A 13,563-nucleotide genomic window follows, 5' to 3' on the forward strand; every position below is an offset into this window, starting at 1 on the left:
GCCGAACCTTGACCAACTCCCGGCGTGGACACCGGGACGTGAAGGGATGTGTGGCATGACGCGAGCGAGCGACGTCGGGTTTCCGTTCAGTGCGATCGTCGGGCAGGACCGGCTGCGACTCGCGTTGATTCTGTGCGCCGTGCACCCCGGAATCGGTGGTGTGTTGGTTCGCGGCGAGAAGGGCACCGCGAAGTCGACGGTGGTGCGTGCACTGGCTGCGCTGCTGCCGCCCGTTGTCGACGAGGGTGGCTCGCGTCGGGCCCGGCTGGTCGAGCTGCCGATCGGTGCGACGGAAGACCGCGTCGTCGGGTCGTTGGATCTCGGCAAGGTGCTCCGCGACGGGGAGCAGGCGTTTCAACCCGGCCTGCTCGCTGCGGCGCACCACGGCGTGCTCTACGTCGACGAAGTGAATCTGCTGCACGACCACCTGGTGGACGTGCTGCTCGATGCCGCGGCGATGGGCCGCGTGCACATCGAACGCGACGGCGTCTCGCATTCGCATCCGGCGCGGTTCGTGTTGGTGGGCACCATGAATCCCGAAGAGGGTGAGCTGCGGCCACAGCTGCTGGATCGATTCGGGCTCACCGTCGACGTCGCCGCATCACGCGACATTGACGTGCGGATGGCCGTCGTTCGTCGGCGACTGGACTACGAACGCGACCCGCAGGCATTCGGCGAGCAGTATGCGGACCAAGACCGGCAGTTGGCCCAGCAGATCATCGCGGCGCGAGATCTGGTCGACGCCGTGGAACTCGACGACATCGAACTTCGCCGGATCGCGGCGCTGTGCGCGGCGTTCGACGTCGACGGCATGCGTGCCGATCTCGTTGTCGCCCGAGCCGCAACGGCGCATGCGGCGTGGCGCGGCAGTGCGAGCGTCGGCGAAGAGGATGTGCGAATCGCTGCCGAGCTGGCGCTGCCACACCGGCGGCGGCGAGATCCGTTCGACGAGCCGGGCCTCGATCAGCAGCAACTCGACGACGCGATGGAACAGGCGAGCGAGCAGGCGGACAACCCGCCGGAGCCGGACGATTTCCCCGAGCCTCCCGATGACAATCCCGACGGCACTGGGGGTGGGGCTCCGCCCCAGGTGAGTGATAAAGGGGGCTCTGGACCAACAAACCACTCACCTGCGACGCAGTCGCACTATCGGACGACGCTGCTGCAAATCCCCGGTGTCGGTGAAGGCGCGCCCGGTCGGCGCTCTCGTTCGCAGGGTTCGCACGGCCGCGTCGTGCGGCCGGTCGCGCAGGCGAACCACGGGTTGCACCTGCTAGGCACGGTGTTCGCGGCAGCTCGGCACCAGCAAGCGCGTGGCCGCACCGACGGTCGGCTGTTGTTGGAGTCCGACGACCTCCGCGGCGCGCATCGCGAGGGGCGCGAAGGAAATCTGGTGGTTTTCGTTGTCGACGCATCCGGATCGATGGCCGCTCGCGACCGCCTTGCTGCCGTGACTGGTGCCGTCGTCTCGCTGTTGCGCGACGCCTACCAACGACGAGACAAGGTTGCGGTCGTAACCATCCGTGGTCGCGAGGCTAACCTGGTGCTGCCCCCGACGTCGTCGGTCGACATTGCTGTGCGCAGGCTGGCGTCGATGCGCACGGGTGGCAAAACCCCACTCGCGCAGGGTCTTCTGCGAGCGCGCGACGTAGTGCTGCGGGAACAGGTACGCGACCCGCAACGACGACCGATGATCGTCCTGCTTACCGACGGCCGAGCGACCGGGGGAGTCGAGCCGGTGCAGCGCGCGAAGATCGCTGCAGGCATGCTCGCCCGTGCAGGGGTCGCATCGGTGGTGATCGATTGCGAGCGCGGCCTGGTGCGGCTCGGTCTCGCCGCGGACATGGCGCGCGAATTGCGTGCGCAATATCGTCGACTCGACGAGGTGTCCGCGGAATCCGTTGCGGGCGCGGTCCGTTCACAATCCGCGCGTTCGAGCTCGGCTGCGTGATCCAGCGATGCCACAGGGCGTACCCGAAACGATTCCCGACGACGGGCTCACTACTCGTCAACGTCGCAACCTACCCGTGCTCGCCGTACACACCGGTCCCGGCAAGGGTAAGTCGACGGCCGCATTCGGCATGGCGTTGCGTGCCTGGAACCAAGGCTTCGATGTCGGTGTCTTTCAGTTCGTCAAGAGCGCCAAGTGGAAGGTCGGCGAAGAGGCAGCCTTCCGAACGCTCGGCACCCTGCACGACGAGACCGGCGTCGGCGGTGCCGTCGAATGGCACAAGATGGGCGAGGGCTGGTCGTGGACTCGGAAGAAGGGCAGCGACGACGATCACGCGTCGGCAGCTGCCGAAGGCTGGCGCGAGATCGCCCGGCGAATCCAAAACGAGACGCACCGGTTCTATGTGCTCGACGAGTTCACCTATCCGCTGAAGTGGGGGTGGATCGACGTCGACGAGGTGGTCGAGGTGTTGACGCACCGACCCGGCAACCAGCATGTGGTGATCACCGGTCGCGATGCGCCGCAGGCGTTGCTCGACGTTGCCGATCTGGTCACGGAGATGACGAAGGTGAAGCACCCGATGGACGCGGGCCGCAAGGGCCAGCGGGGAATCGAGTGGTGAGCGTTCCAGCTGTGGTGATCGCCGCGCCCGCGTCGGGCAGCGGGAAGACAACTGTCGCAACAGGTTTGGTCGGAGCTCTGCGGTGGGCCGGGCATCGGGTCGCGCCGTTCAAGGTGGGCCCGGACTACATCGACCCCGGCTATCACGGTTTGGCCGCCGGTCGGCCGGGCCGCAACCTCGATCCGGTATTGGTCGGTGCGCAGCGGATCGGACCGCTGTTCGCGCACGGCGCGGCCGACTGCGACATCGCCGTCGTCGAAGGTGTGATGGGGCTCTTCGACGGCAAGATCGACGTCGACAACGCCGCGGCATCCGCCGAGGGATCGACCGCCCAGGTTGCGGCGTCGCTCGGTGCGCCGGTGGTGTTGGTGGTCGACGCCCGCGGTCACAGCCAGAGCCTGGCGGCGGTTCTGCACGGGTTCGCGACCTTCGATGCCGGTGTGCGCATAGGTGGAGTGATTCTCAATCGCGTCGGCAGCGAACGTCATGAGCATGTACTACGCGATGCTGCTGTGCGCGTGGGTGTTCCGGTGCTCGGAGTGGTGCCGCGGATGGCCGAATTGGAGGTACCGTCCCGCCACCTCGGGTTGATCCCGGCGGTCGAGCACGGTCGTGCCGCCGTCGACGCCGTCGAATCGATGACGGAATTGATCGGCACCCATGTCGATCTGGACGCCGTGGTCAGGTTGGCGAACAGCACGGTCTCGGCACCGACATGGGATCCGGTCGCCGAAGTCGGGGACGCCGAAACCTCCAGGCCGGTCATCGCTTTGGCGGGTGGCGCGGCCTTCACGTTCGGGTACGCGGAGCATCGTGAGCTGCTCGAGGCCGCAGGCGCATGCGTCGAGACCTTCGATCCGCTTCATGATCAGCTGCCTGCCGACGTCGCCGGACTGGTGTTGCCGGGTGGATTCCCCGAAGAACATGCCGGCGACCTGTCCGCCAATGCCGCTCTGCGACAACAGGTCCACGAACTCGCCCTGCGCGGACTGCCGATGCACGCGGAATGCGCGGGCCTGCTGTACCTGTCGCGCAGCCTCGACGGAGTTCCGATGGCCGGCGTGGTGGACGTGGACGCCGAGTTCGGATCTCGGCTGACGTTGGGCTACCGCGACGCCGTCGCACTCGTCGATTCACCCCTGTGGCAGGCGGGCGAGCGAGTAGTCGGGCACGAGTTCCATCGCACCACGCTGACCGCCGCGCCGACCGGAGCGTGGGGTTGGCGCACGTGGGACGGCGTGAGTGCCCGTGAGGGATTCGTCGCCGATGGTGTCCACGCGTCGTATCTGCACACGCATCCGGCAGGCAACCCACGTGCGGTTCGTCGGTTCGTCGGGGCGGCGGCGACATGGACGGACTGATCGTCGGTATCGGGCTGCAGTCCGGTGCTACCGCCGACGACATTCTGGCCGCACTGAGCGAAGTATTCGGCAAGGCATCGGTCGACGTTCTCGCGACAGTCGATGTTCGCGCGAAAGACGTCGGGCTGCACTGTGCAGCAAGCAGTCTCGGCGTGCGCATCGATACCTTCACTGCCGCCGACCTTGCTGAGGTCCACGTGCCCAATCCAGGAACTGCTTCGCGCGATCGTTTGGGCACACCGAGTGTGGCGGAGGCGGCGGCGATCCTCGCGTCCGGTGGGGCAGCGCTGGTGCAGCAGAAACGAGTGGTCAACGGCATTGTTCTCGCGGCGGCACGGGCGCAAAGACCGGTCCCGTAAAGTTCGATCGGTGCCGGAATCCAATTACGACGAGTCCAACTACCTGGTCGGACTGAACCTCAACGATCGTCGAGTCGTGGTGGTCGGCGGTGGAACGGTGGCCCAGCGACGGCTCGGTCTGTTGATCTCGGCGGGTGCGCGAGTACACGTGATCAGCCGTGAGGTGACGCCCGCAGTCGAAGGTATGGCCTCTGCCGGGCAGATCACCGTGGAACTGCGCGCCTACCGCAACGGTGATCTCGCCGACGCGTGGTACGCCATCGCCTGCACCGACGAGCCGGACACCAACGCCGCGATCGTCGCCGAAGCCGAAGAGCACAGAGTGTTCTGCGTTCGTGCCGACAACGCGCGGCTCGGGACCGCCGTGACGCCGGCGTCGGCCCACTACGACGGTTTGAGCCTGGGTGTCCTGGCGGGCGGAGCCCATCGGCGATCCGCGGCGGTGCGGACGGCGTTGGTCGAGGCGTTGCAGTCGGGGGCGATTGCGGACGAGTCCGAGCCTGTACAACCCGGTGTCGCGCTGGTCGGCGGCGGACCAGGCGATCCGGATCTGATCACCGTCCGTGGACGGCGGTTGCTGGCCCGAGCCGACGTCGTCGTTGCCGATCGCCTCGCCCCGCCGGAACTGCTGGCCGAGCTGGGACCGCACGTCGAGGTGATCGACGCCGCCAAGATTCCGTACGGGCGGGCGATGGCGCAAGAGGCGATCAATTCGACACTGATCGACGGAGCGAAGGCGGGGAAGTTCGTCGTCCGACTCAAAGGTGGCGACCCCTATGTATTCGGTCGCGGCTACGAAGAGCTCGAGGCCTGCGCTGCCGCCGGTGTTCCGGTGACAGTGGTGCCCGGCATCACCAGTGCGATCTCGGTGCCCTCTGCCGCCGGAATCCCTGTCACACATCGCGGGGTGACGCACGAGTTCGTTGTCGTCAGCGGTCACGTCGCGCCGGATCATCCGGATTCACTGGTCGACTGGTCGGCGTTGGCACGGCTGCAGGGCACATTGGTGCTGTTGATGGCCGTCGAGCGAATCGAACAGTTCGCCGAGGTGCTGATCGCGGGCGGACGCGCCCCCGAAACCCCGGCGACGATCGTTCAAGAGGGCACCCTGCGGTCGCAGCGTGTGCTGCGCGCGGACCTCGGATCCATCGCGGAACGGGTGCGGGCCGAGAACATCAGGCCGCCCGCGATCGTAGTAATCGGCACCGTTGCTGGTTTTTCCGCCGACGCTGGGTAGCGTGGAGCATCGTGTCCGAACCTCCTGCAGTGACCTATCCAGTGACCACCCGCGCATTCGGGCTGGCCATCATGGTGCTCGGTGGGCTGCAGTTGATGGTGGTGCTCGACGGCACCGTCGCGAACCTCGCGCTCGCGAAGGTGCAGGACGACCTGGGGCTTTCCGATGCCGGCCGTAACTGGGTGGTGGTCTCCTACGCTCTGGCGTTCGGCGGGTTGATGCTGCTCGGCGGTCGGATCGGCGACCGGTTCGGCCGCAAACGCATGTTCGTCGTCGGGGTCGGGCTGTTCACGCTGTCGTCGTTGCTCTGCGGTCTTGCGTTCGACGAAGGCACGCTGATCGCCGCGCGAGCCCTGCAGGGTACGGGCGCCGCAATTGCGTCGCCGACAGCGTTGGCGCTGGTCGCGACCACGTTCGCGCCGGGGCCGGTGCGCAACCAGGCAATTGCGATCTACGCGGCGATGACGGGCGTCGGCTCGATCACCGGGCTGATCGTGGGTGGCGCGCTGACTCAGGTGTCGTGGCGCTGGATCTTCCTGATCAACGTGCCCATCGGCATCGCGATCGTCGTATTCGCGATCCCCGCCCTGCGCGAGACTGCGCCGCACAAGTTGGAACTCGACGTGAAGGGCGCGATCCTCGCCACCATCGGCTGTACCTCGTTGGTGTTCGGCATCAGCGAAGGACCGGAACTGGGTTGGGACAGCGGCGCCGTGATCGGGTCGCTTGCGCTCGGACTGCTGCTGCTGGCGGCGTTCCTGTTCGTCGAGCGCACCGCGACCAATCCGATCCTGCCGTTCTCCCTGTTCGGGGATCGGGACCGCGTCTTCACCTTTGCCTCGATCTTCTTCGCGGGTGCCAGCCTGTTCTGCACCACCGTCTACGTGGCGCAGTTCGTGCAGAACATCATGGGGTACACACCGCTCAAGGCCGGCCTCGCGTTCATCCCGTTCGCGGTGGGCCTGGGCATCGGATCGGCGCTGGCGTCGAAGGTCGTCGTGCGCATCGAGCCGCGGTGGCTGGTGCTGATCGGCGGAGTCATCATGACGGTCGGGCTGCTCTACGGCTCGACGCTCGACGGTGACGCCACCTACTTGCGCGATCTACTGCTCCCCGTGGTCGGAATCGGCTTCGGTGTCGGCTTCGCCGTCGTGCCGCTGCCGCTCTGTGCGGTCGCAGGTGTGGGGGAGACCGAGATCGGGCCGCTGACCGCGATCACGCAGGTCGCGCAGACGTTGAGCGGACCACTCGCGCTCGCTGTCATCGGTGCGATGGCGACGTCGAAGACCTTGTCCGAGGGCGGCACCAACGGTGCGCCGTCGGAGATGAACCCGATGCAGTTGACGGCGCTCGGCAACGGCTACACCTTCGCACTGCTCGGCTGTGCGGTCTGCGCTGCGATCGCCGGTTTGGTCGCGCTGTTCATTCGCCTGACTCCGGCGCAGGTAGCGCAGGCGCAAGCTGCGACGGAAGCGGCGCAGCAGCACGCGGTGTAGTTACGATCGCGCGGTAGTTATGATCGCGGGGTGGTCGATTTTCTGAAGATCGCCGATCTGTCCTGGCCTGTGCTCAAGCCTGTGTTTCGAGGCCACGTGGCGGTGTACCGCGCGACGGGCGGTCGGATCGGGCGGCGTATACCGGGCACTCCGCCGATGCTGCTGCTCGACCACGTCGGAGCGAAGAGCGGTGCAAAACGCACCAGCCCGCTGGTCTACATGCCGGTTGGTGAAGACTTCGTCATCGTCGCGGCCAAGGGCGGCTATCCGGGAAATCCGGATTGGCTCTACAACCTGCGGGCCCATCCGGATGTCGACGCACAGATCGGTGCCCGCCGCGTGCAGGTGCACGCGCGGGAGCTCGACGCCGAGGAACGCTCGCAGCTTTGGCCAGCAGCGGCCGAGTACAACTCGCAGTGGCGCAGGTATCAACGACGAACCGATCGGACGATCCCGTTGGTGGTGCTGGAGCCGCAATCAGGGTGAGATGCGACGTGATCGCGGTGCGGGAGTGTCGGTTGTCACGCGTCGGGCTTGCGTCGCGCGATCGGCAGCGTTAGTCAGATCGGACTTTGTGGCATTTCTCCCGGTATCCGGGAGTATCCACATTTTCAGGTAGGCGTGCATACTTCGTTGCGCCACATAAGTATTGGCTGATTCAGGCTCGAACTGTGTGTCGGTGCCCACCGCTATAATTTCGCACATGAGTTCGACAGCCGAGGTGACGTTCAGCGATACCGATATCGCTGACGCACTCGCCGCTGTCGACACCGGAATGAGTGTGCTCGCGCAGTCGGCGACGGATGCGTTGTCGAATCGGGAACGTGTCCTCGTGTTGCAACAGATGGAAACCTGGTTCCGGATGATCCCCGGTATCGGGCACACCCTGATCAACCAACTCCACGAACAACGCGGTGACGGCACCGTCGGTGAAGCCAACGTCTGTCAACTGCTGCAGTCGGCGTTGCGGATTTCCCCGACCGACGCCGGCCGGCGGGTGCGGGCAGCGAAAGAACTCGGCACCCGCACCACGATGACCGGTGAGACCGTCGAACCGGACCTGGTGAACACTGCTGCCGCGCAACGCGACGGTGCTGCCGGCGCCGATCATGTGCGGGTGATCCGCCGCTTCCTTCACCAGCTGCCGGCCGCGGTCGATACTGGTACCCGGGCGCAGGCGGAAGCCGAGTTGGCCGGGTTGGCGCGGGAGTTGCGGCCCGACGAGTTGGGTAGAGCGGCGGACCGGTTGGCGGTCTACCTCAACCCGGACGGGACGCTGGCCGATGAGAACGATCGCGCGAGGCAACGTAGTTTCCGGATGGGTCCGCAAGGGCCGGACAAGATGTCGAAGGGCAGCTTCGTTGCCGACCCCGAACTACGCGCCTATTTGGAAGCGGTGTTCGCGAAGTACGCGAAACCCGGTGTGTGCAATCCGGAGGATCCGACCCCGACCGTCGACGACGACCCCGAACCCGCGGTCGCGCAACGCGATACCCGCTCTACCGGCCAACGCCAGCACGACGCGCTCAAAGCGATGTGCCGGGCGATGCTCGCCTCCGGGCAGCTCGGCCAGCATCGTGGACTACCGGTGACCACGATCATCAGCATGACCCTGCAGGAGTTGGAGACTGCGTCGGGTGTCGCCGTCACCGGTGGCGGCAGCCTCGTCCCGATCCGCGACGCCTTACGGATGGCGCGGCACGCGCACCATTACCTCGCAATTTTCGACGACCGTGGTCGACCGTTGTACCTCGGCCGGAGCAAACGTGTCGGATCCGGTAATCAACGGATCGTGTTGCATGTTGCCGACGGCGGTTGCACCTTCCCCGGCTGCCCGAAACCCGGCTACCTCTGTCAAACCCACCACGGGCGCAAGGACTGGGCGCAGGGGGGTGAAACCAACATCGACGAACTCACCTTCGCGTGCGACGAACACCACCCGCTGGCCGGAGCTGCTGACACCGACTGGCACACCATCATCGCCGGACCCGACGACCCCTACCCAGGACGCACGTACTGGATACCACCCACACATATCGACCCAACCCGAAAACCCAGAATCAACCACTACCACCACCCCGGCGAATACCTCACCCAGGTCAGGATGACGCGGCGTGATAGACCGAGTTCGATACCGTCGGTGGCAGATTGGGGTTACGCATGGTTGCAGATCGCCAGAATGTGATCGGGGGCGTCGCCCGGTACATCGCCGCGCAACGATTCGATCGGCCGCTGCGCATTGCCATCGACGGCATCACCGCGGCAGGCAAGACCACCCTTGCAAACGAACTGGCGGCAGGGATCGAGGGTCTTGGCAGACCGACGATTCGACTGTCGATGGACGGATTTCATCGTCCGCGCGACTACCGCCACCGACAGGGTCGGGATTCGGCGATTGGGTACTACCAGGATGCCTACGACTTCGATGCTTTCGCCCGGCACGTCCTCACCCCGCTCGGTCCCGGCGGCGACCGGCGCTACCGAGAGCGGATCATCGATCTGGTTTCCGACCAGCCAATAAGGGAAGCTCCGGCGCTCGCAGAAGCCGACGCCGTTGTGGTCGTAGATGGCAGCTTCCTTCAAACCAGGGAACTCGCGGGACTTTGGGACGAGGTGGTTTTCGTCGACACCACCCCACGCGAAGCTCGCGAGCGCGGCGTGCGCCGTGATGCAGGTCAACTGGGCGGCCCAGAAAGGGCGGCAGCACTTTTCGACTTGCGGTATCACGCAGCCTGTCGGATATACGTCGACGACGTGGACCCACGAAGCGCGGCGAGCGTCGTAATCGATAACGACGATGTGGAGCGGCCAATATTGGTGCGCCTGGGGCCAGGCTGAGTCAGTCGGTCTCTGCGAGCGCCCCGAACCCGACGATCAACGCGTCGACAGCAAAACGAAAGCGCTCGGAGTCGTCTGTTCCTTCGTGCGTTCGTGCGGCCTCGGTAAGCAGAGGAAAGATCGAACCATCGAGCGTCGCAAGCTGATTCGTCGATCCGGGTAGCGACTTTCGATTCACGTTCGCGATGCCGATTTCGCTCGCAACATGTCCGACAACGAAGACGGTCAACGCATTGAGCGCATCGAGCGCTCGGCCGACCGGAAATCCCGCAGCGTGCAGGATCGCCAGTCCGTGCTCCACCGTTCGGAGCATCTCGGGAGTGGCGGCGGGTCGGGTCACAGCAAGGGGAACGATGCCAGGATGCCTGAGGAGGCGTGCGCGCAGTGACGCCGCGAAACCTGTCAACACCGACTGCCACGTTTCGGCCAGCAGGCTGCTGGGTGTCGCCGCACCGAACACCAACTCGACCAGACCGTCGAGCAGCGCGTCTTTGTTTGGAACGTGGTGGTAGATCGTCATCGCTTCGACGCCGAGGCGATCGCCGAGCCGCCGCATGGTCAACGCATCGAGGCCGTGCTCGTCGACCAGGTCCAGGGCTGCCTGCAAGACGATGTCCCTGCTCAGGCCTGCTCGCTCACCTTGCGTCCGCTGCGCCATCACGGCTGCTCCTTCCCCCAACATTGACACTCTTACAAGGTAAGAGCATAGTCGAATCATAACTTACGACGTAAGAGAGACGATGACCAACAAGACTGTGGTGAGCGGATTCTTCGATGCGATCAACAATCGCAAACTCGACGACCTGCCGAAGTTCATGGCGCTCGATGTGATCGACCACAACAAGGTCATTCATGGCGAGGCCGACGAACCGGGTGCAGCGTTCGACGCTTTTCGACAGCAACTCGACGCGTTCGGCGAAGGCGGAATGTTTCCAGAGGAGCTGATCGCGGAGGGTGACCGCGTAGTTGCACGGCTGACGGTCCGCGGTGTGCATACGGGAAGTCATCCTCGGATGCCCCAGCCCACCAACCGGCCGTTCGAGGTGGAGCAGATCTGGATCTTCACCGTGCGCAACGACAAGATCGTCGAGATCCGCGCTGTCAGTGATCGATTGGGGATGTTTATGCAGTTGGGTTGGGACTGGCCGGACCGAGGCTAGCGCCCTAGGTCAGCACGATCAGTTCCGACTTCGATGCCACTTCGACTCGCAGTCCTGCCTTCGCTGCAACGCGCGCGACGCCACGGACATCGGTCGGCTCTGCGCGGCTGATGACCAGCGCGCGAGCCAGCAAGCCCTTGTGATGCTTGTTGAAATGGCTTACGACGCTGCGGGTTCCGTTCGGCGCCTCGGTCAACACCGTCGCGATGACGGCGCCGGGGACACGGCCGAGCTGCTGGTAGGTCCCGGATCGCAAGTCGACGACCAACCCGCCGTCGGCCTCGTCGATCAGGGCATCGGTGAGATCGGGCTTCCAGAGCGAACCGAGGGTGCCGAAGCCCGGGAGCTTGGAGCCGCCGGAGAGCCGATAGGCGGGGATCGGGTCGGCAGGGCGCACCGCACCGAACAACGCTGACCCGATTGCCAGCCGCGCATACGCCTTCGACTTCTGCACACGCGTGAACGATTTTGCGTCCAGCGCGTCGAACAGCACGCCGGTGTAACGCTCCAACGCAGGGCGGGTGGGGCTGGTCCAGAGCTTGGTATTGCGATCGATTTCGTCGAACTGGCCTGCGGTCAGTCCCAGCGCCATGGCCGACGCCTCCGGATCGGCAGCAAGATCCACGACAGCCTGCACCAACGCGTCGCGTGTCGCGGTCAGCTTCGGCATGGACAACTCGCCGAGATCGAGCGGCTTGCCGCGTCCGCCGTCGGACTTGGTCTCGGAAGGAGGAAGTAGCACCAGCACGACGGGCGAGCGTAGTCGACTACGCTGACCTCCCGTGATCACCCGCCTCTCCCAACTGTTCCTGCGCACGCTGCGCGACGATCCCGCCGACGCCGAGGTGCCCAGCCACAAGCTGTTGGTCCGCGCCGGCTATGTGCGCCGAATCGCGCCGGGTGTCTACTCGTGGCTGCCGCTGGGTTTGAAGGTGCTGCGCCAGGTGGAGCGGGTGGTTCGCGAAGAGATGGACGCGATCGGCGCGCAGGAAATCATTCTGCCCGCGCTGCTGCCGCGCGAACCGTACGAGACCACCAATCGCTGGACCGAGTACGGCGACAGCCTGTTCCGGCTCAAGGACCGCAAGGGCGCCGACCTGATGCTCGGTCCGACGCACGAGGAACTGTTCGCGCTGACGGTCAAGGGTGAGTACAACTCGTACAAGGACCTGCCGGTCACGCTGTACCAGATTCAGAACAAGTACCGCGACGAAGAACGGCCCCGCGCAGGCATTCTGCGTGGTCGCGAATTCGTCATGAAGGATTCGTACTCCTTCGATCTGGACGAGGACGGTCTGAAGAAGTCGTATCACGCGCATCGCGAGGCCTACCAGCGCATCTTCGCTCGGCTCGGCGTGAAGTACGTGATCGTGGCGGCGACGTCCGGTGCCATGGGTGGCAGTGCGTCCGAGGAGTTTCTTGCGGAGAGTCCGATCGGTGAGGACACCTACGTCCGCTGTGTCGAATCCGGCTACGCCGCCAACGTCGAGGCCGTGATCACCGCCGTTCCCGATTCGATTCCGCTCGACGGTCTCCCCGAATCGGTCGTGCACAGCACGCCGGAGACCCCGACCATCGCGACGCTGGTCGACTGGGCCAACGGCGCCGAGCTGGGTCGGACTATCACCGCGGCAGACACCCTCAAGAACATCCTCGTCAAGACGCGGACCCCGGGCGGCGAGTGGGAACTGCTCGGCATCGGCATTCCCGGCGATCGTGAGGTGGACGACAAGCGCCTCGGCGCCGCATTGGAGCCCGCCGAGTTCGAGTTGCTCGGCGACGCCGACTTCGCGGCCAATCCGTTCCTCGTCAAGGGCTATATTGGTCCGAAGGGATTGCAGGCCAACGGGGTTCGTTATCTGGTGGATCCGCGCGTCGTGTCCGGCACGGCGTGGATCACCGGTGCGGATGCGCCGGGCAAGCATGTGGTCGACCTGGTCGCCGGCCGCGATTTCACTCCCGACGGCACCATCGAGGCCGCCGAGGTGCGCGACGGCGATCCGTCACCCGACGGTCGGGGACCGCTGGTGTCGGCTCGCGGCATCGAGATCGGCCACATCTTCCAGTTGGGCTACAAGTACACCGACGCGTTCGCCGTCGACGTGCTCGGCGAGAACGGCAAGCCGGTTCGACTGGTGCAGGGTTCCTACGGAGTGGGCATCTCGCGACTGGTCGCGGTGATCGCCGAGCAGATGCACGACGACAAGGGGCTGCGTTGGCCTGCAGAGGTCTCGCCGTTCGACGTCTACGTGGTAATTGCGAACAAGGACGCCGAGGCGCGCGAGGGTGCGGAAGCCCTTGCGACCCAACTGGATCACGCCGGCCTTTCGGTGCTGCTCGACGATCGCAAGGCATCGCCCGGCGTTAAGTTCAAGGACTCCGAATTGCTCGGCATCCCGCTGCTCGCGGTGGTCGGACGCGGTTGGGCAGAGGGCAAGGTCGAACTCAAGGATCGGTTCACCGGTGAGACCACCGAGGTGAGCAAGGACGACGCCGTCGACACCGTGATCGAAAAGGTGCGTAATTCCTGACAGGATCT

At 65.4% G+C, this 13,563-nt stretch carries 13 protein-coding genes; 11 read left to right on the top strand and 2 right to left on the bottom strand.

Features of this window, described 5'->3' with window-relative positions; genetic code table 11:
• The first annotated feature begins 55 nt into the window (after positions 1-55).
• From FOY51_RS07550 to FOY51_RS07590, 9 genes are all read left to right on the top strand, one after another.
• On the top strand, positions 56-1,951 hold the full coding sequence (locus FOY51_RS07550; RefSeq protein ID WP_235916189.1) for a magnesium chelatase subunit D family protein: 1,896 nt from the start codon (positions 56-58) through the stop codon (positions 1,949-1,951).
• A gap of 7 nt (positions 1,952-1,958) precedes the next feature.
• Entirely contained in the window at positions 1,959-2,573 is a 615-nt protein-coding gene (gene cobO / locus FOY51_RS27520) for a cob(I)yrinic acid a,c-diamide adenosyltransferase (RefSeq protein WP_149429615.1), read from the top strand.
• Complete coding sequence (locus tag FOY51_RS07560; RefSeq protein WP_371830419.1) at positions 2,570-3,934, top strand: cobyrinic acid a,c-diamide synthase CobB; 1,365 nt, start codon at positions 2,570-2,572, stop codon at positions 3,932-3,934. The genes cobO and FOY51_RS07560 overlap by 4 nt, the downstream gene beginning before the upstream one ends.
• Positions 3,922-4,293: a cobalamin biosynthesis protein gene (locus tag FOY51_RS07565; protein WP_149429616.1), complete on the top strand. Its 372-nt coding sequence runs from the start codon at positions 3,922-3,924 to the stop codon at positions 4,291-4,293. Before FOY51_RS07560 ends, FOY51_RS07565 begins: the two co-directional genes overlap by 13 nt.
• 10 nt (positions 4,294-4,303) lie before the next feature.
• A complete protein-coding gene (cobA, locus tag FOY51_RS07570) occupies positions 4,304-5,530 on the top strand; it encodes a uroporphyrinogen-III C-methyltransferase (RefSeq protein WP_149429617.1) in 1,227 nt (408 codons plus the stop codon).
• 71 nt (positions 5,531-5,601) lie between these two features.
• The gene (locus FOY51_RS07575; protein WP_149430019.1) at positions 5,602-7,026 is read left to right on the top strand and encodes an MFS transporter; all 1,425 of its coding nucleotides are present in this window, start codon (positions 5,602-5,604) and stop codon (positions 7,024-7,026) included.
• 30 nt (positions 7,027-7,056) lie between these two features.
• Positions 7,057-7,512 carry a nitroreductase family deazaflavin-dependent oxidoreductase gene (locus FOY51_RS07580; RefSeq protein ID WP_149429618.1) on the top strand — a complete coding sequence of 152 codons (456 nt, stop codon included), beginning with the start codon at positions 7,057-7,059 and terminating at the stop codon, positions 7,510-7,512.
• Positions 7,513-7,729: 217 nt separating this feature from the next.
• Positions 7,730-9,211 (top strand): HNH endonuclease signature motif containing protein, encoded by a 1,482-nt coding sequence (locus tag FOY51_RS07585; protein ID WP_149429619.1) that lies wholly within the window; start codon positions 7,730-7,732, stop codon positions 9,209-9,211.
• Positions 9,187-9,864 (top strand): nucleoside/nucleotide kinase family protein, encoded by a 678-nt coding sequence (locus FOY51_RS07590; RefSeq protein ID WP_214633079.1) that lies wholly within the window; start codon positions 9,187-9,189, stop codon positions 9,862-9,864. The genes FOY51_RS07585 and FOY51_RS07590 overlap by 25 nt, the downstream gene beginning before the upstream one ends.
• Position 9,865: 1 nt before the next feature.
• Here the strand turns inward: FOY51_RS07590 and FOY51_RS07595 are convergent, their stop codons facing one another.
• Positions 9,866-10,522, bottom strand: a complete 657-nt coding sequence (locus FOY51_RS07595; RefSeq protein ID WP_149429620.1) for a TetR/AcrR family transcriptional regulator C-terminal domain-containing protein — start codon at positions 10,520-10,522, stop codon at positions 9,866-9,868.
• A gap of 82 nt (positions 10,523-10,604) precedes the next feature.
• Here FOY51_RS07595 and FOY51_RS07600 point away from each other — a divergent pair, with 82 nt between their 5' ends.
• The gene (locus tag FOY51_RS07600; protein WP_149429621.1) at positions 10,605-11,024 is read left to right on the top strand and encodes an ester cyclase; all 420 of its coding nucleotides are present in this window, start codon (positions 10,605-10,607) and stop codon (positions 11,022-11,024) included.
• A 4-nt stretch (positions 11,025-11,028) separates the two neighbouring features.
• Here the strand turns inward: FOY51_RS07600 and yaaA are convergent, their stop codons facing one another.
• Positions 11,029-11,772: a peroxide stress protein YaaA gene (yaaA, locus tag FOY51_RS07605; RefSeq protein ID WP_149429622.1), complete on the bottom strand. Its 744-nt coding sequence runs from the start codon at positions 11,770-11,772 to the stop codon at positions 11,029-11,031.
• Between the two features lie 34 nt (positions 11,773-11,806).
• Between yaaA and FOY51_RS07610 the strand changes: the two genes are divergently transcribed.
• Positions 11,807-13,555, top strand: coding sequence for a proline--tRNA ligase (locus tag FOY51_RS07610; RefSeq protein ID WP_149429623.1), 1,749 nt, complete (start codon positions 11,807-11,809; stop codon positions 13,553-13,555).
• Positions 13,556-13,563 lie beyond the last annotated feature (8 nt).

Source organism: Antrihabitans cavernicola, from assembly GCF_008297975.1.
Lineage (GTDB): Bacteria > Actinomycetota > Actinomycetes > Mycobacteriales > Mycobacteriaceae > Antrihabitans > Antrihabitans cavernicola.